Raw genomic sequence first — 16,164 nt, 5'->3', positions numbered from 1 at the left:
TGCCTCGCGATGATCAGGTTTGAGCGACTATCGCCAGGCAAGCTCGCTCCTACAGTTTTATGCGGCTGTTTGCTCTGCGCCAAAGGCGCCCTGGCGCAACACGAGAATCACCAGCACCAGCGCTCCGGCCGCCATAAACAGCGGCAAGGCATGCCCGCTGATCCACTGGCTGCCGGCGCCTGCGGCCAGCGGTCCGATGAGGCAGCCAATGCCCCATAGCTGGGCTATATGGGCGTTGGCCCGTACCAGCGCATCGTCGCGGTAGCGCTCGCCGATCAGAATCAATGACAAGGTAAACAGGCCGCCTGCGCTGGCGCCGAAAATCACCCACAGCGGCCAGATCAGCAGGGTATCGAGCAACAATGGGACCGCCAGACTCGACAACATCAGCAGCACCGCGCAACCGGTAAACAATGAGCGGCGCGATAGGCGGTCGGCCAGCGCGCCAATTGGCAGTTGCAGCAGGGCATCACCCACCACCACGGTGCTGACCATTGCCAGGGCGATGTCGGCGGTAAAACCCTGGCGCAGGCAATAGACCGGCAGCAGGGTCAGAATCATGGCTTCAAAGGCCGCAAATAGCCCTACAGCCCAGGCAATGGCCGGCAAGCCTCGACAGAACCCCAGCAGATCCTTGAAGGTCACGCTGTACGCTTCGGTGACGGGGGCACCCTCGCGGCCCATCAGCAGCAAGGGCGCCAGGGTCAGCAACGCCACGCCGATCCAGAATCCGTAGTCGCCTTCAGAGCCGACCAGGCCCAATAGCAGGGGCCCGGACAGTTGGCTCAAGGCATAGGCCGAGCCATACAGCGCCACCAGGCGGCCGCGCCATTGTTCGACCACCAGTTGGTTGATCCAGCTTTCACCGAGAATAAAAATGATCGTGAGCACCACACCGATCAGCAGTCGCAACGCCAGCCACACCGGGTAGCTGGGCAGTAACGCCAGCAGCCCGATGGATATCGCGCCACACCACAAACACAGACGCATCAGAGCTGGCGTGCCAAAGCGCGAGGCCAGTTTGCTGGCCAGGCTGGCACCCACCAGAACGCCGATTGCCGGCATGGCTGCCATCACGCCAATCGCGAACCCGCCATACCCCCAGCTTTCGAGCCGGAACGACACCAGCGGCATGCTCACGCCCAGCGCCAGGCCGACGCTGAGTACCGATGCCAGTACGGCGAAGTAGGTCGCCCAACGCATCTGTGTGCTCCTGTGGATAACTAAAAATAAAGGTTTAAAGCAAATGTGGGAGCGGGCTGCCCGCGATCAAAGCACCAAAGTCCATCAAGCAGACCGGGGTGCAATTATCGCGGGCAAGCCCGCTCCCACAGAGTGTTGCGTGTGCGCTGTTACAGCTTGATCCAGGTGGACTTCAGCTCGGTGTATTTATCGAACGCGTGCAGCGACTTGTCACGGCCGTTACCCGACTGTTTGAAGCCACCAAACGGCGCCGTCATGTCGCCGCCATCGTATTGGTTGACCCACACGCTGCCGGCGCGCAGGGCCTTAGCTGTGAGGTGAGCCTTGGAGATATCGGCGGTCCAGACCGCAGCCGCCAGGCCGTATGGCGTGTCGTTGGCAATCTGGATCGCCTCTGCGGCGGTGTCGAAGGAAATAACCGACAAGACCGGGCCAAAGATTTCTTCCTGGGCGATTTTCATCGCGTTGCTCACGCCGTCGAAAATAGTCGGTTCGACGTAGGTGCCGCCGGTTTCCTGCAGGATTCGATTACCACCGGCAACCAGTTTTGCGCCTTCGCTATGGCCGGACTCGATGTACGACAGCACGGTGTTCATTTGCTGAGTGTCGACCAGCGCGCCAACGGTAGTGGCCGGATCCAGCGGGTTGCCCGGCTTCCAGGCCTTGAGGGCTTCGATGACCAGTGGCAGGAACTTGTCCTTGATCGAGCGCTCGACCAGCAGGCGCGAACCTGCGGTACAGACTTCGCCCTGGTTGAAGGCGATGGCGCTGGCAGCGGATTCGGCAGCGGCTTGCAGGTCGGGAGCATCGGCGAAGACGATGTTCGGGCTCTTGCCGCCGGCTTCGAGCCAGATGCGTTTCATGTTGGATTCGCCGGAATAGATCATCAGCTGCTTGGCGATTTTGGTCGAGCCGGTAAATACCAGGGTGTCGACATCCATGTGCAAGGCCAGGGCTTTGCCGACAGTGTGACCGTAACCTGGCAGGACGTTCAGGACGCCAGCCGGAATGCCGGCTTCAACGGCCAGTGCAGCAATGCGGATGGCAGTCAGCGGCGATTTTTCGGACGGCTTGAGGATCACCGAGTTGCCGGTCGACAGCGCAGGGCCGAGCTTCCAGCAGGCCATCATCAACGGGAAGTTCCACGGCACGATGGCGGCGACTACGCCGACCGCTTCGCGGGTAACCAGGCCCAACTGGTCGTGCGGGGTGGCTGCAACCTCGTCGTAAATCTTGTCGATGGCTTCACCGCTCCAGCTCAGCGCACCGGCTGCACCGGGTACGTCAATGTGCAGTGAATCGCTGATCGGCTTGCCCATGTCCAGGGTTTCAAGCAGGGCCAGTTCTTCGGCGTTTTGCTTGAGCAGACCGGCAAAGCGGATCATGGCGGCTTTGCGCTTGGCCGGTGCCAGACGCGACCAGACGCCCGATTCAAAGGTCTTGCGTGCCACTTCTACGGCGCGTTGGGCGTCTGCTGCATCGCAGCTGGCAACTTTGCCCAGCAAGCGGCCGTCGACCGGGCTGAGACACTCGAACGTTTCATTGGAGACCGCGTCGGTGTATTCACCGTTGATGTAGGCGCGACCTTCGATTTTCAGCTGTTTGGCCCGTTGTTCCCAATCAGCACGCGTCAGGGTGGTCATTCGAGTGTCCTCCTCTTATTAAAAATAGAAGCGCTCAGGCTTTAGCATGGCGCGTCATGGATGCTGTCCGATCCACTAAAGTGATCGGTACGAGACTTGCGCCACCCTAAACCAGTGGCCCTGGAACTTTCAATATATTTGACACATGTGTCGCAAACGGCAAGGCTTGTTCGTTTTAATAAACATCGCCTTTTGCCTTTCTGACCACACACGCAGCAATTTCGGGGGTACAAAAAAAATGAGCATTGCCACTATTGTCGACTTCAGCACTGCCAAAACCCAGGCTGATCGCTTCAGCCCTGCACCGGAAAAAGTGCTCAAGGGGAACCCCGAGCAAGTTATCCACAACCATTACGACAGCCCTTGTGGGCAGATGAGCGCGGGGGTGTGGGAAGGCGCTGTGGGTCAGTGGACGGTCAATTACACCGAGCATGAATATTGCGAAATCCTGCAGGGCGTTTCAGTTCTGCGTGACAAGGAAGGTAATGCCAAGACTCTGCGGGCCGGTGACCGTTTTGTCATCCCTGCCGGCTTCAGTGGCACGTGGGAAGTGCTGGAGCCATGTCGCAAGGTGTACGTGGTGTTTGAGCAAAAGCCCTGAGCCGATAGTTGGCGGCCGGGCGATCGTGGCGCAGGCGGGGGGTGTGACCATGACGCTGGGTCAGATCGGGAAGTGGATGTGAGAGCGGTTTCACGTGCGACAGTCAGCACGCGGCAACAAAAAAGGCCCGTATCGTGAGATGCGGGCCTTTTTTGTAAGAAGTAAAACCAATTACTTGATTTTGGCTTCTTTGTAGATCACGTGCTTGCGAACCCGCGGATCGAATTTTTTGATTTCGATTTTGTCCGGAGTGGTGCGCTTGTTCTTATCTGTGGTGTAGAAATGGCCTGTACCAGCGCTCGACACCAAACGGATCAATTCACGCATGATTAGCTCCCTTAGATCTTGCCATCGCGGCGGATTTCGGCCAGCACGACAGTGATGCCACGCTTGTCGATGATGCGCATGCCTTTAGCAGATACGCGCAGACGAACAAAACGTTTCTCTTCTTCAACCCAGAAGCGGTGATGCTGCAGGTTCGGCAGGAAACGACGACGGGTTTTGTTATTTGCGTGGGAAATGTTATTCCCAGTCACCGGACCCTTACCGGTAACTTGACAGACTCTCGACATGCCTCAGCCCTCTAAAACCACATGCCCAACCCGGCATGGGTTGGCCGCTTAATCTCTCAGTCATGGCGCCAGGCGCCGCGTTTCTTTAAGGGTCTTACCGGCTACACCTACAAACGAAGGAACCGGGCCCCTAGAAAAGAGCGCTGCTTTATACCAGAAAGACTAAAGAGCAACAACACGAACTGTGGTTTGCTGTAATTAATTAAGCCGGCAGTCTAACGACAATTCACGCTAAAGCCCATGCCTGCTTGAGTTTTACCGCTCGTCGCGAGGTGAAAGGTTTCAGTGCGAATTTTGTGCTTTGACGCTGCTGTCGAAGGCCGCGATGAGGTCGGACGGGTCTTGATGTGGCCGAAAAAACGCCCGTTTCGTGCTCTGCAGGAGCCTTCGGCAGCCGCTGCAGGGAACGGAGCGTATTAAAAAGTAGTCATTTGTCTATCAGGTCACTAGGGTGAGTCTTTTCCAGACTGCGCCTGCAGATGGGCCACATCGACTTGCAAAGGAAACAGATCATGCGTCTCGCTGCCGCCCCCTTATTGCTCACCTTTTGCCTGAGCCCGCTGGTTCAGGCGGCCACCTTGAGTGTTTGCACCGAGGCCAGTCCCGAAGGGTTCGATGTGGTGCAGTACAACTCGCTCACGACCACCAATGCCTCGGCAGACGTGCTGATGAATCGCCTGGTGGATTTTGATGCCCGGGCGGCCAGGTTGGTGCCCAGCCTGGCGCAAAGCTGGTCAGTGTCCCCTGACGGCCTTGTGTACGACTTCAAATTACGGCCAGGCGTCAAATTTCACAGCACGCCCTATTTCACCCCGAGCCGGGAATTGAATGCCGATGACGTGCGTTTCAGCTTCGAGCGCATGCTTGACCCGAACAATCCTTGGCACAAAGTGGCGCAAAGCGGTTTCCCCCATGCGCAGTCCTTGCAGTTGCCGGATCTGATCAAAAAAATCGAAACCCCTGACCCGTTGACCGTGCGCTTTGCCCTCAGCCGTCCTGATTCAACGTTCCTGCCGGCGTTGAGCATGGGCTTTGCGTCGATCTATTCGGCCGAATATGCCGACAAACTGCTCAAGGCTGGTACGCCGCAGCTGATGAACAGTCAGCCGATCGGTACCGGGCCTTTTGTGTTCACGCGTTTTCAGAAAGATGCAGTGGTGCGTTACAAGGCCAACCCGGACTATTTCGCGGGCAAGCCGGCCATCGACGGGCTGATTTTTGCCATCACTCCGGACGCTAACGTGCGTCTGCAGAAATTACGCCGCAATGAATGCCAGATTGCGCTCTCCCCCAAGCCGCTGGATGTAGATGCCGCGACCAAGGACCCGGCACTGAGCGTTGCGCAAACCCCGGCCTTCATGACGGCCTTTGTGGCCATCAACAGTCAGCACCCACCGCTGGACAAGCCCGAAGTGCGTCAGGCGATCAATCTGGCATTCGATAAAGACACTTACCTGAAGGCGGTGTTCGAGAACAGTGCGCAGACTGCCAATGGCATTTATCCACCCACGACCTGGGGTTACGCCAAGGATTTGCCGGGTTATGCCCATGATCCGCAAAAAGCCAAAGAGCTATTGGCCAAGGCTGGTCTCAAGGACGGCTTCAAAACCACCATCTGGACCCGCCCTACCGGTAGCGTGCTGAACCCGAATCCGAGCCTGGGGGCGCAGTTGCTGCAGGCGGACCTGGACAAGGTAGGAATCAAGGCGGACATCCGGGTGATCGAGTGGGGCGAATTGATACGCCGCGCCAAAGCCGGAGAGCATGACCTGCTGTTTATGGGCTGGGCCGGCGATAACGGTGACCCGGACAACTTCCTGACCCCGCAGTTTTCATGTGCGGCAGTGAAGTCAGGGACTAACTTTGCGCGCTATTGCGACAAGACTCTGGATAGCCTGATCAGCGAGGGCAAAACCCTCACCGATCAGGACAAGCGCAGTGCGCTGTATCAAAAGGCCCAGGCATTGATTCAGCAGCAAGCGCTCTGGCTGCCACTGGCACATCCAACTGCCTACGCGCTTACCCGTAAAGACGTACAGGGCTATCAGGTGAGTCCATTCGGGCGTCAGGACTTTTCGACGGTCAGCATCAAACCCTGAGGGCTACATCCAGCCATGTTCGACCATTGAGAGGGGCTCACCGTCTCCGACGATAAAGTGATCCAGCACTCGCACTTCGATCAAGTCCAGGGCCTCGGTCAGGCGTTTGGTCAGAGTGCGGTCGGCCTGGCTGGGCTCAGTGATGCCAGAGGGGTGGTTGTGGCAAAAAATGACCGCCGCAGCGTTATGGGCAAGGGCGCGCTTGACCACTTGGCGCGGATATACGCTGGCGCTGTCGATGGAGCCCCTGAACAGCACCTCAAAGGCCAGCATCCGGTGTTTGGAGTCCATAAACAGGCAACCGAACACTTCGTGGAGTTCGTGGCGCAGCAACGACTTGAGATAGTCCCGAACGGCCTGCGGGCTCTCCAGTGCCGAGTCGCGGCGCAGGCGTTCTGCCAGGTGGCGGCGACCCATTTCCAGCACCGCCTGCAACTGGCTGAACTTGGCTGGCCCCAGCCCCAGCTGACAACAGAACGCAGCGACATCTGCTTCCAGCAAGGCCCTCAGGCTGCCGAATTCAGCGAGTAAATGCCGCGCCAGGTCGACCGCGCTTTTGCCTGAAACGCCGGTTCGCAGGAAGATTGCCAGCAGTTCGGCGTCCGAAAGACTGGATGATCCGTGTTCTAAAAGTTTCTCGCGCGGGCGCTCTGCCGCCGGCCAATCTCTAATGCTCATAACACCTCCATGTAAGTGGGCGCCGCTGTTCCCTGGCAGGCGCTGTGTTATCTTAGCCCATCATTTTTGCGTGGCATTTGGCCATTTACCGCGCAGTCATCATCGAACTAAAAGGCAGGCCTATGCAGCGGCTGTATCGAAAACGCATTGTTTTGGGCGTCGGCGGCGGCATCGCGGCTTACAAGAGTGCAGAGCTGGTTCGTCGTCTGCTGGATCAAGGCGCCGAAGTGCGGGTTGTCATGACGCGCGGCGGTAGCGAGTTCATCACCCCGCTGACCATGCAGGCCCTGTCCGGGCACCCCGTTCATCTGGACTTGCTCGACCCGGCGGCTGAAGCCGCAATGGGCCATATCGAGCTGGCCAAGTGGGCCGATCTGGTATTGATCGCGCCAGCGACGGCGGACTTGATCGCCCGTCTTGCTCAAGGTCTGGCCAATGATCTGCTGACCACGCTGGTGCTGGCCACTGACGCAACGGTCGCCATTGCGCCAGCGATGAATCAGGCCATGTGGCGTGACCCGGCTACCCAGGCCAACACCCGATTGCTTGAAACCCGCGGCCTGCGTGTGTTCGGCCCGGCCTCCGGGAGCCAGGCCTGTGGTGACGTGGGCTTTGGCCGCATGCTTGAAGCTGATGACCTGGTGCACTGCGCCGCCGAGTGTTTTCAGCGTCAGGTGTTGACCGGCAAGCATGTACTGATCACGGCGGGTCCGACTCAGGAAAACATCGATCCGGTGCGCTACATCACTAACCACAGCTCCGGGAAAATGGGCTTTGCCCTGGCAGAAGCCGCGGTTGAAGCCGGTGCCCGGGTGACCCTGATTACCGGTCCGGTGCACTTGCCGACCCCGGATCGGGTAAGCCGAATCGACGTGGTCAGTGCCCGCGACATGCTGGCGGCCTGTGAAGCAGCGATCCCCTGTGATGTATTTATTGCGTCTGCTGCGGTTGCGGATTACCGCCCTGAAGTCGTTGCCCCGCAGAAACTCAAGAAAGACCCTACCAAGGGTGACGGCCTGTTGCTGCAGATGGTGCGCAATCCAGACATTCTGGCCACCATCGCTTCGCGCCCTGACCGCCCTTTTAGTGTCGGCTTTGCCGCAGAGACCGAGCACTTGCTCGATTACGCCGCGCGCAAGCTCAAAGACAAAAACCTCGACCTGATTGTGGCCAACGATGTGGCTAACCCCAGCATCGGTTTCAACAGCGAAGAAAACGCGTGCAGCGTGATTGACCGTCAACTGCATGCCACTGTGTTTGCCCAGACCAGCAAGGGCAAGATTGCCCGCCAGCTGATCACTTTTATCGCCGAACGTCTGAACCAGGTTTAACTCGTATGCACGCTTTGCAAGCCAAAATCCTCGATCCACGCATTGGTAACGAATTCCCGCTGCCGCAGTACGCCACGCCTGGCTCCGCCGGCCTCGACCTGCGCGCCATGCTTAAACAGGACACCGTTCTTGAACCGGGCCAGACCCTGTTGATCCCGACCGGTCTGTCGGTCTACATCGGTGATCCGGGCCTGGCTGCCTTGATTCTGCCGCGCTCCGGGCTTGGTCATAAACACGGCATCGTGCTGGGTAATCTGGTAGGCCTGATCGACTCTGATTATCAGGGCGAGCTGATGGTTTCGTGCTGGAACCGTGGCCAGACCGCCTTCAACATCACTATTGGTGAGCGTATTGCTCAACTGGTGCTGGTACCGGTGGTACAGGCTCACTTTGAGCTGGTCGAAGAATTCGACGAAAGCCAGCGTGGCGCTGGCGGCTTCGGTCATTCCGGCAGCCTCTGATCCTACTCAGGTCAGGCGCCCTGCCTGACCTGGCCCGTTAGCGTGGTAATTCAGGATGAAGCTCGCGCCAATGTCGTCACTCTTTTTATCGCCTAAATCCATGGCAGCCTTGTGCCATACGCCCCGTAATGCCAATTGGCCTCACGAACTCTCGCGTCAAAAGGCCGTCCAAACCTGCAGCTTGCGCTCGACCGCACTCCGTAAACCGGGTATTGCCTGCCGTAGGGCAAGGTCGAACTTCGTGTGTCTGACAGCTTCAGTTCACAATCCAAATTTTCTGAAAATGGAGTACCCCTTGTAATGAGCAGTCCGGCATCGGTCGCACCGCAATTCCCTGACAGCATTTTTCGCGCCTATGACATTCGCGGTGTGGTGCCTGAAACGTTGACAGCTGAAACCGCCTACTGGATTGGCCGCGCCATTGGCGCTGAAAGCCTGGCCCAGGGCGAGCCCCATGTGTCTGTAGGTCGTGACGGGCGTTTGTCGGGTCCGGAACTGGTGGAGCGTTTGATTCAGGGTGTGGCTGACAGCGGTTGTCATGTCAGCGATGTGGGCCTGGTGCCGACGCCTGCCCTGTATTACGCGGCCAGCGTGCTGGCAGGCAAATCGGGGGTGATGCTCACGGGCAGCCATAACCCGTCCAATTACAACGGCTTCAAGATTGTGATCGCGGGCGACACTCTGGCCAATGAGCAAATTCAGGCGCTGCATACCCGTCTCAAGAGCAATGATCTGACCTGGGGTGAAGGCAGCATCACGCGGGTTGATATTCTGCCGCGCTACTTCGATGAAATTACCCGTGATATCAAGCTGGCCAAACGTCTCAAAGTGGTCGTTGATTGTGGTAACGGTGCGGCAGGCGTGATTGCTCCGCAATTGATCGAAGCGTTGAATTGCGAAGTGATCCCGTTGTTCTGCGATGTGGACGGTAACTTCCCCAACCACCACCCGGATCCGGGCAAGCCCGAGAATCTGGTGGATCTGATCGCCAAAGTTAGAGAAACCAATGCCGACCTCGGCCTGGCCTTTGATGGCGACGGCGACCGTGTCGGTGTCGTAACCAACACGGGCACCATGGTGTTCCCCGATCGTTTGTTGATGCTGTTCGCTCAGGATGTGCTGGAGCGTAACCCGGCTGCCGAGATCATTTTCGATGTGAAATGCAGCCGTCGTCTGGCGCCATGGATCGAGGAATGTGGCGGTCGGCCACTGATGTGGAAGACCGGTCATTCGTTAATCAAGAAGAAGATGAAGGAAACCAGTGCCTTGCTGGCTGGAGAAATGAGCGGGCATATCTTTTTCAAAGAGCGCTGGTTCGGTTTTGATGACGGTATTTACAGTGCTGCACGCCTGCTGGAGATCCTCAGCAAGCGCCAGGCGACAGCCGAAGAGCTGTTTGAGACCTTCCCGAACGATATTTCTACGCCAGAGATCAATATCGATGTGACGGATGAGAGCAAATTCAGCATCATTGACGCCCTGCACGATGCCCAATGGGGTGAAGCCGCCGAGCTGACGACCATTGATGGCGTGCGGGTCGACTATCCACACGGCTGGGGCCTGGTTCGCGCCTCCAACACCACTCCGGTGCTGGTGCTGCGATTCGAGGCAGAGACCGAGGCCGAACTGCAACGTATCAAGGATGTCTTTCACGCCCAATTGAAGCGTGTGGCGCCTGATCTCCAACTACCGTTTTGATCGATTTGTTCTACCGGAGCCCTGAATGACCCTCGAACGTGATGCTGCCTCCAACGTCGCCAAGGTTTTGTCCGAAGCGCTGCCCTACATTCGCCGTTACGTCGGCAAGACGCTGGTGATCAAGTACGGCGGCAACGCTATGGAAAACGATGAGCTGAAAACCGGTTTTGCCCGTGACATCGTGTTGATGAAGGCCGTGGGTATCAATCCGGTCGTGGTACATGGTGGCGGTCCGCAAATCGGTGATTTGCTCAAGCGCCTGTCCATCGAGAGTCATTTCATCGACGGTATGCGCGTCACTGACTCGCAAACCATGGATGTGGTTGAGATGGTGCTCGGCGGTCATGTGAACAAGGAGATCGTCAACCTCATCAACCGCCATGGCGGTAGTGCCATCGGCCTGACCGGCAAGGATGCGACGCTGATCCGGGCCAAGAAAATGGTGGTTACCCGTCAGACGCCAGAAATGACCAGCCCGGAAATCATCGATTTCGGGCATGTGGGTGAAGTGGTCGGGATCAACACGGACTTGCTGAACATGCTGACCAAGGGTGATTTCATCCCTGTGATCGCGCCGATTGGCGTGGGTGAAAACGGCGAGTCCTACAACATCAACGCGGATCTGGTGGCGGGTAAAGTCGCTGAAGCGCTGAAAGCTGAAAAGCTGATGTTGCTGACCAATATCGCGGGCCTGATGGACAAGCAGGGCAAGGTGTTGACCGGGCTGACCACGGCCCAGGTAGATGACCTGATTGCCGATGGCACCATCTACGGCGGCATGCTGCCCAAGATCCGTTGCGCGCTGGAAGCGGTGCAGGGCGGCGTGACCACGGCGCACATTGTCGACGGTCGTGTACCGAACGCGGTGCTGCTGGAAATCTTCACCGATACGGGTGTGGGTACGCTGATTACCAACAGCAAGCCGGCCTAAGCAGAACTGAAAAAGCCCCGCCCGGCGATTGCCGGGCGGGGCTTTTTTTTGCGCGGTGAGGGGGTTAGATCCCGTACTGCGCCCGGTAGGCCTCAACGGCCGGCAGGTATTGCTTGAGCGTTTCGTCTTCGGCCAGGTACTGCAGCACCTGGTTCAGCGAAACGATACTGACTACCGGAATACCGAAGTCGCGCTCGACTTCCTGGATGGCCGACAGCTCGCCATTGCCACGTTCCTGGCGGTTCAGGGCGATCAGCACGCCTGCGGCTTTGGCGCCCTGGGCCTGGATGATTTGCATGACTTCACGGATGGCGGTGCCGGCGGTGATCACGTCGTCGATGATCAGGATATTGCCTTCAAGTGGCGAGCCCACCAGGCTGCCGCCTTCGCCGTGGGCCTTGGCTTCCTTGCGGTTGAAGCACCATGGCAGGTCGCGGTCGTGGTGTTCAGCCAGCGCCACTGCAGTAGTTGCCGCCAGCGGAATACCTTTGTAGGCCGGGCCAAACAGCACGTCGAAGGAGATACCGCTGTCAACGATGGCGGCGGCATAGAAGCGCCCCAGTTGAGCCAGTGCGGAACCGGTGTTGAACAGGCCGGCGTTGAAGAAGTAAGGACTGGTGCGCCCGGACTTCAGGGTGAACTCACCGAAGCGCAAAACGCCGCGATCGATGGCAAAACGGATGAAGTCGCGCTGATACGCTTGCATGTAAAGGCCCCAGATGCCACGGATTTAGCTAATTAGTTAGACGGCGTGTATCATACACGCACGTGATTTTTGGGGCCATTTATGCGGATCATCAGTGTGAACGTCAATGGTATTCAGACGGCAGTCGAGCGCGGTTTGCTCAGTTGGCTGCAAGCTCAGAATGCCGACGTTATCTGCCTGCAGGACACCCGCGCCTCCGCCTTTGAACTGGACGATCCAGCCTACCAGCTGGATGGCTACTTTCTTTATGCCTGCGAAGCTGAAGTCCCTGCCCAAGGTGGTGTGGCTTTGTATTCGCGGTTGCAACCGAAAGCAGTCATCACTGGGCTTGGCTTCGAGACGGCCGATCGCTACGGGCGCTACCTGCAAGCCGATTTCGATAAGGTCAGCATCGCGACCTTGCTGCTCCCTTCGGGGCAGAACGGCGATGAAGACTTGAATCAAAAATTCAAGCTAATGGACGACTTTGCACGCTATCTGGATAAACAGCGTCGCAAGCGTCGTGAGTACATCTACTGCGGCTCGCTGTATGTGGCGCAGCAGAAACTCGACATTAAAAACTGGCGTGACAGCCAGCAATCTCCTGGTTTCCTGGCGCCTGAGCGGGCCTGGATGGACGAGATTGTAGGCAACATGGGTTATGTCGATGCCCTGCGTGAAGTCAGTCGTGAAGGCGATCAGTACAGCTGGTGGCCAGATAACGAACAGGCCGAGATGCTTAATCTGGGCTGGCGTTTCGACTACCAGTTGTTGACGCCGGGCCTGCGCCGCTTCGTACGAAGCGCTCGCTTGCCGCGTCAACCACGCTTCTCGCAACATGCGCCATTGATCGTGGACTACGACTGGACACTGACTATCTAAGTGTTTTTTCGAAGCAACAAAAAAGCCGACATCGCTGTCGGCTTTTTTGTGGATGCCGGTTTACTTGATCGCACGCCAGGTGAACGGATAGCGGTATACCACTCCGTCATTGGCCTTGACGCCAGCAATGACGACCAGCACTACCGCGCCGATCAGCACCAGGCCGAGCAAGGCGAAACCTATCAGAACGAACATCAGCACGTAGCAAATGGCAGAAGCAATCGCCACAGTGATCTGAAAGTTAAGGGCTTCCTTGCCCTGGTCATCAATGAACGGATCGCTTTCGCGTTTTACCTGCCACAGGATCAGCGGGCCGATCAGGCTGCCAAACGGAAACCACATCCCGAGGAAGGCCGAGAAGTGACAAAACATGGCCCATTTACGAGCGTCACGGCTCGGCTCGGGTTTTGAAAGGTCTAGCTCGCTCATGGCGTTCTCCAGATGATCGGGGACGGCCTGGCTATAAAACCAGACGGTTTTAGTCGGCCAGTGCTGCTTGCTGCAGGGCGAAAATTTCGGTCATGCCCTTCTGTGCCAATGCGAGCATGGCATTCAGCTCTTCAGGCTGGAATGGCGCGCCTTCGGCAGTGCCCTGAACTTCGATGAAGCCGCCGGTGCTGGTCATAACAACGTTCAGGTCGGTTTCGGCTGCCGAATCTTCAGGATAGTCGAGGTCGAGCACGGGCTCGCCTTGATACATGCCAACCGAGACCGCCGCGATCATTTGCTTGAGTGGATCGCCGCCCTTCAGGCCGCCGCGTTTCTTGATCAGTTTCAGCGCGTCGACCAGTGCAACCATGGCGCCGGTGATCGAGGCTGTGCGAGTGCCGCCGTCGGCCTGGATCACGTCGCAGTCGACGTACAGGGTAATGTCGCCCAGCTTGGACATGTCCAGTGCGGCGCGCAGCGAACGGCCGATCAGGCGCTGGATTTCAAGTGTGCGACCGCCTTGCTTGCCACGGCTGGCTTCGCGCTGGTTGCGGTCGCCGGTGGCGCGGGGCAGCATGCCGTATTCGGCGGTCAGCCAGCCCTGGCCCTGGCCTTTAAGGAAGCGCGGTACGCCGTTCTCGACGCTGACGGTGCAGATGACTTTGGTGTCACCGAACTCGACCAGTACAGAACCCTCTGCGTGTTTGGTGTAGTTGCGGGTGATGCGGATCGGGCGGAGCTGATCGGCAACGCGACCACTTGGACGTTTCATGTGGGATACCTGTACGAGACGGAAAACTGCCGAGCATTATAAAGGCCATGGTCCAACAGGACACGCCTAATAATTACGCGCCTGGCTCGTCGCTCCCGAGGGCGCGCCATGACACCGGGTACTTTTACGACAGACGTCATTTGGGGCCGCCAGCTGCACTGCGTTACAATCCGCCGCCTTAATAGCCTTCGGGCTTAATTCATTGAATCGCGAGGTACCGTCCATGGTGCATAGCATGACTGCCTTTGCCCGTGTCGAAAGTGCCGGCACTCAGGGCACCCTGAGCTGGGAGCTGCGCTCGGTCAATAGCCGTTACCTGGAGCCGCACCTGCGTCTGCCCGAGTCTTTCCGTGACCTCGAAGGTGCTGTGCGCGAAGCGCTGCGCCAGGGTATTTCACGCGGCAAGCTGGAATGCACGTTGCGTTTCACTGAAGAGTCCACGGGTAAACCGCTGCAGGTTGACCGTGAGCGCGCGGCGCAACTGGTGGCCGCTGCCGAGACCATCGCCAGCCTGATCAAGCAGCCGGCTGCGCTCGATCCGCTTAAAGTGCTGGCCTGGCCCGGTGTTCTGGTGGCTGATGCGAGTGATCCGCAAGCCCTGAACAGTCAGGCTCTGGAGCTGTTTAAACAAGCCCTGCAAGAGCTGAAAAATGGCCGTGAGCGTGAAGGTGCCGAGCTGGCTCGCCTGATCAGTGAGCGATTGACCGCGATTGAAGGTGATGTCGAGACTTTGCGTGAACTCGTACCGCAGATGCTGGCCACCCAGCGGCAAAAGGTGCTCGATCGCTTTGCTGACATGAAAGCCGAGCTCGATCCGCAGCGCCTTGAGCAGGAAATGGTCATGCTGGCGCAAAAAAGCGATGTAGCCGAAGAGCTCGACCGTCTCAGCACCCACATTCTTGAGGTGCGTCGCGTGCTCAAGTCCGGTGGTGCCGCCGGTCGGCGCCTCGACTTCCTGATGCAAGAACTTAACCGTGAGGCCAATACCCTCGGTTCCAAGGCATTCGATCCGCGCAGCACACAAGCAGCGGTCAACCTCAAAGTGTTGATCGAGCAGATGCGCGAACAAGTACAGAATATTGAGTAAGGCTCTCCCTGACATGACCCATAGCACCGGCACCCTTTATATCGTTTCTGCCCCTTCGGGCGCAGGCAAGACCAGCCTGGTCAAGGCATTGATCGACCTCGAGCCGCAGATTCGCGTTTCGGTTTCGCACACCACCCGCGCCATGCGTCCGGGCGAGGTCAACGGGGTGAACTATCACTTCGTCGAGCGCGAAGAGTTCGTGAAAATGATCGAGCACGGCGATTTCCTGGAGCGCGCCGAGGTCTTCGGCAACCTTTATGGCACTTCGCAGAGCCATTTGCAGCAGACGCTGGATGAAGGTCACGACCTGATTCTGGAAATCGACTGGCAAGGCGCCGAGCAAGTTCGCCAACTGATGCCGCAGGCGCGTTCGATCTTCATCCTGCCGCCAAGCCAGCAAGCGCTGCGTGAGCGTCTGGACAATCGCGGGCAGGATAGCGACGAAATCATTGACGGGCGCATGCGTGAAGCCGTGAGTGAAATGAGCCACTACGTCGACTATGACTACCTGATCATCAATGACGATTTTGCGCTGGCGCTTGAGGACTTGAAGGCGATTTTTCGCGCCAATCGTCTCCAGCAAAAACGTCAGCAGCAGCGTTTTGGCAAGTTATTGGCCGAATTGCTTGGTTAAAGAGCTCTTCCCAAAACCCCTGTAAGGGCTTTACATTGGCGCTTACAGAGGGTTTCGGGCAGTGCTTGAAAAATCAGCGCTTCCCTAATGGCTGGTGATTTTTTAAACTGTTGAGTCCGCTCGCCCATCCGGGCAGCGCGCATATTGCATTTGCTACGAGGAAGACCATGGCCCGCGTAACCGTTGAAGACTGTCTAGAACACGTGGATAACCGCTTTGAGCTGGTCATGCTCTCTACCAAGCGTGCCCGTCAACTGGCCACCGGCGGTAAAGAGCCTTTGGTTGAGTGGGAAAATGACAAGCCTACTGTTGTTGCCTTGCGTGAAATCGCTGCAGGCCTGATGAGCTACGAGTTTATCGCCAACGCTGAAATCGTCGAAGACGAACCGCTGTTCGCAGCGTTCGAGGACGAGTCCAACGAGGCGAACTAAGCCTATGCCCGGTCGACGTAGCACGGC

At 57.9% G+C, this 16,164-nt stretch carries 17 protein-coding genes and 1 pseudogene; 10 read left to right on the top strand and 8 right to left on the bottom strand.

The features are described from left to right. Positions 1-57: 57 nt before the first annotated feature. Both ACP7BO_RS19575 and ACP7BO_RS19570 read right to left on the bottom strand, forming a co-directional pair. Positions 58-1,203, bottom strand: a complete 1,146-nt coding sequence (locus tag ACP7BO_RS19575) for an MFS transporter (RefSeq protein WP_397455370.1) — start codon at positions 1,201-1,203, stop codon at positions 58-60. Between the two features lie 149 nt (positions 1,204-1,352). Continuing rightward, on the bottom strand, positions 1,353-2,846 hold the full coding sequence (locus ACP7BO_RS19570) for an aldehyde dehydrogenase (protein ID WP_060696418.1): 1,494 nt from the start codon (positions 2,844-2,846) through the stop codon (positions 1,353-1,355). A 238-nt stretch (positions 2,847-3,084) separates the two neighbouring features. Between ACP7BO_RS19570 and ACP7BO_RS19565 the strand changes: the two genes are divergently transcribed. Next, the gene (locus ACP7BO_RS19565; protein ID WP_060697003.1) at positions 3,085-3,447 is read left to right on the top strand and encodes a cupin domain-containing protein; all 363 of its coding nucleotides are present in this window, start codon (positions 3,085-3,087) and stop codon (positions 3,445-3,447) included. A gap of 171 nt (positions 3,448-3,618) precedes the next feature. Here ACP7BO_RS19565 and rpmG read toward each other — a convergent pair whose 3' ends face one another. Continuing rightward, positions 3,619-3,774 carry a 50S ribosomal protein L33 gene (gene rpmG, locus ACP7BO_RS19560; RefSeq protein ID WP_003437824.1) on the bottom strand — a complete coding sequence of 52 codons (156 nt, stop codon included), beginning with the start codon at positions 3,772-3,774 and terminating at the stop codon, positions 3,619-3,621. An 11-nt stretch (positions 3,775-3,785) separates the two neighbouring features. Beyond that, positions 3,786-4,019 carry a 50S ribosomal protein L28 gene (gene rpmB / locus ACP7BO_RS19555; RefSeq protein WP_003437823.1) on the bottom strand — a complete coding sequence of 78 codons (234 nt, stop codon included), beginning with the start codon at positions 4,017-4,019 and terminating at the stop codon, positions 3,786-3,788. Positions 4,020-4,531: 512 nt separating this feature from the next. Between rpmB and ACP7BO_RS19550 the strand changes: the two genes are divergently transcribed. After that, entirely contained in the window at positions 4,532-6,118 is a 1,587-nt protein-coding gene (locus tag ACP7BO_RS19550; RefSeq protein ID WP_426212201.1) for an ABC transporter substrate-binding protein, read from the top strand. A gap of 3 nt (positions 6,119-6,121) precedes the next feature. On the opposite strand, the gene radC is transcribed toward ACP7BO_RS19550, so the two are convergent. Beyond that, on the bottom strand, positions 6,122-6,796 hold the full coding sequence (radC, locus tag ACP7BO_RS19545) for a RadC family protein (protein ID WP_073509923.1): 675 nt from the start codon (positions 6,794-6,796) through the stop codon (positions 6,122-6,124). Between the two features lie 122 nt (positions 6,797-6,918). Between radC and coaBC the strand changes: the two genes are divergently transcribed. From coaBC to argB, 4 genes and pseudogenes are all read left to right on the top strand, one after another. After that, positions 6,919-8,127, top strand: coding sequence for a bifunctional phosphopantothenoylcysteine decarboxylase/phosphopantothenate--cysteine ligase CoaBC (gene coaBC / locus ACP7BO_RS19540; protein WP_003437818.1), 1,209 nt, complete (start codon positions 6,919-6,921; stop codon positions 8,125-8,127). A 5-nt stretch (positions 8,128-8,132) separates the two neighbouring features. After that, positions 8,133-8,588 (top strand): dUTP diphosphatase, encoded by a 456-nt coding sequence (gene dut, locus ACP7BO_RS19535; RefSeq protein WP_060696421.1) that lies wholly within the window; start codon positions 8,133-8,135, stop codon positions 8,586-8,588. A 321-nt stretch (positions 8,589-8,909) separates the two neighbouring features. Then, a pseudogene (locus ACP7BO_RS19530) lies at positions 8,910-10,286 on the top strand (phosphomannomutase/phosphoglucomutase); the annotation flags it as partial. Positions 10,287-10,311: 25 nt separating this feature from the next. Continuing rightward, the gene (gene argB, locus ACP7BO_RS19525) at positions 10,312-11,217 is read left to right on the top strand and encodes an acetylglutamate kinase (RefSeq protein ID WP_060696423.1); all 906 of its coding nucleotides are present in this window, start codon (positions 10,312-10,314) and stop codon (positions 11,215-11,217) included. A gap of 64 nt (positions 11,218-11,281) precedes the next feature. On the opposite strand, the gene pyrE is transcribed toward argB, so the two are convergent. Beyond that, positions 11,282-11,923: an orotate phosphoribosyltransferase gene (pyrE, locus tag ACP7BO_RS19520; protein ID WP_003437809.1), complete on the bottom strand. Its 642-nt coding sequence runs from the start codon at positions 11,921-11,923 to the stop codon at positions 11,282-11,284. A gap of 81 nt (positions 11,924-12,004) precedes the next feature. Here pyrE and ACP7BO_RS19515 point away from each other — a divergent pair, with 81 nt between their 5' ends. Beyond that, complete coding sequence (locus ACP7BO_RS19515) at positions 12,005-12,784, top strand: exodeoxyribonuclease III (protein ID WP_003437806.1); 780 nt, start codon at positions 12,005-12,007, stop codon at positions 12,782-12,784. A 60-nt stretch (positions 12,785-12,844) separates the two neighbouring features. Here ACP7BO_RS19515 and ACP7BO_RS19510 read toward each other — a convergent pair whose 3' ends face one another. Together ACP7BO_RS19510 and rph are read right to left on the bottom strand one after the other, a co-directional pair. Then, a complete protein-coding gene (locus tag ACP7BO_RS19510) occupies positions 12,845-13,213 on the bottom strand; it encodes a DUF4870 domain-containing protein (protein WP_060696424.1) in 369 nt (122 codons plus the stop codon). 49 nt (positions 13,214-13,262) lie between these two features. Beyond that, entirely contained in the window at positions 13,263-13,985 is a 723-nt protein-coding gene (rph, locus tag ACP7BO_RS19505) for a ribonuclease PH (RefSeq protein WP_003437790.1), read from the bottom strand. 223 nt (positions 13,986-14,208) lie between these two features. Between rph and ACP7BO_RS19500 the strand changes: the two genes are divergently transcribed. The 3 genes from ACP7BO_RS19500 to rpoZ all read left to right on the top strand — a co-directional run bounded on the left by ACP7BO_RS19500 (position 14,209) and on the right by rpoZ (position 16,137). Continuing rightward, positions 14,209-15,072, top strand: coding sequence for a YicC/YloC family endoribonuclease (locus ACP7BO_RS19500; protein ID WP_426212195.1), 864 nt, complete (start codon positions 14,209-14,211; stop codon positions 15,070-15,072). A gap of 13 nt (positions 15,073-15,085) precedes the next feature. Continuing rightward, positions 15,086-15,706 carry a guanylate kinase gene (gmk, locus tag ACP7BO_RS19495; protein ID WP_060696426.1) on the top strand — a complete coding sequence of 207 codons (621 nt, stop codon included), beginning with the start codon at positions 15,086-15,088 and terminating at the stop codon, positions 15,704-15,706. A gap of 167 nt (positions 15,707-15,873) precedes the next feature. Next, a complete protein-coding gene (gene rpoZ, locus ACP7BO_RS19490) occupies positions 15,874-16,137 on the top strand; it encodes a DNA-directed RNA polymerase subunit omega (RefSeq protein WP_003437783.1) in 264 nt (87 codons plus the stop codon). Positions 16,138-16,164 lie beyond the last annotated feature (27 nt).

Source organism: Pseudomonas sp. TWR2-1-1 (genome assembly GCF_049897045.1).
Taxonomy (GTDB): Bacteria; Pseudomonadota; Gammaproteobacteria; order Pseudomonadales; family Pseudomonadaceae; genus Aquipseudomonas; species Aquipseudomonas versuta.
The sequence above is the reverse complement of the archived record's forward strand: the minus strand, read 5'-3'. Positions and strand labels throughout refer to the sequence as shown.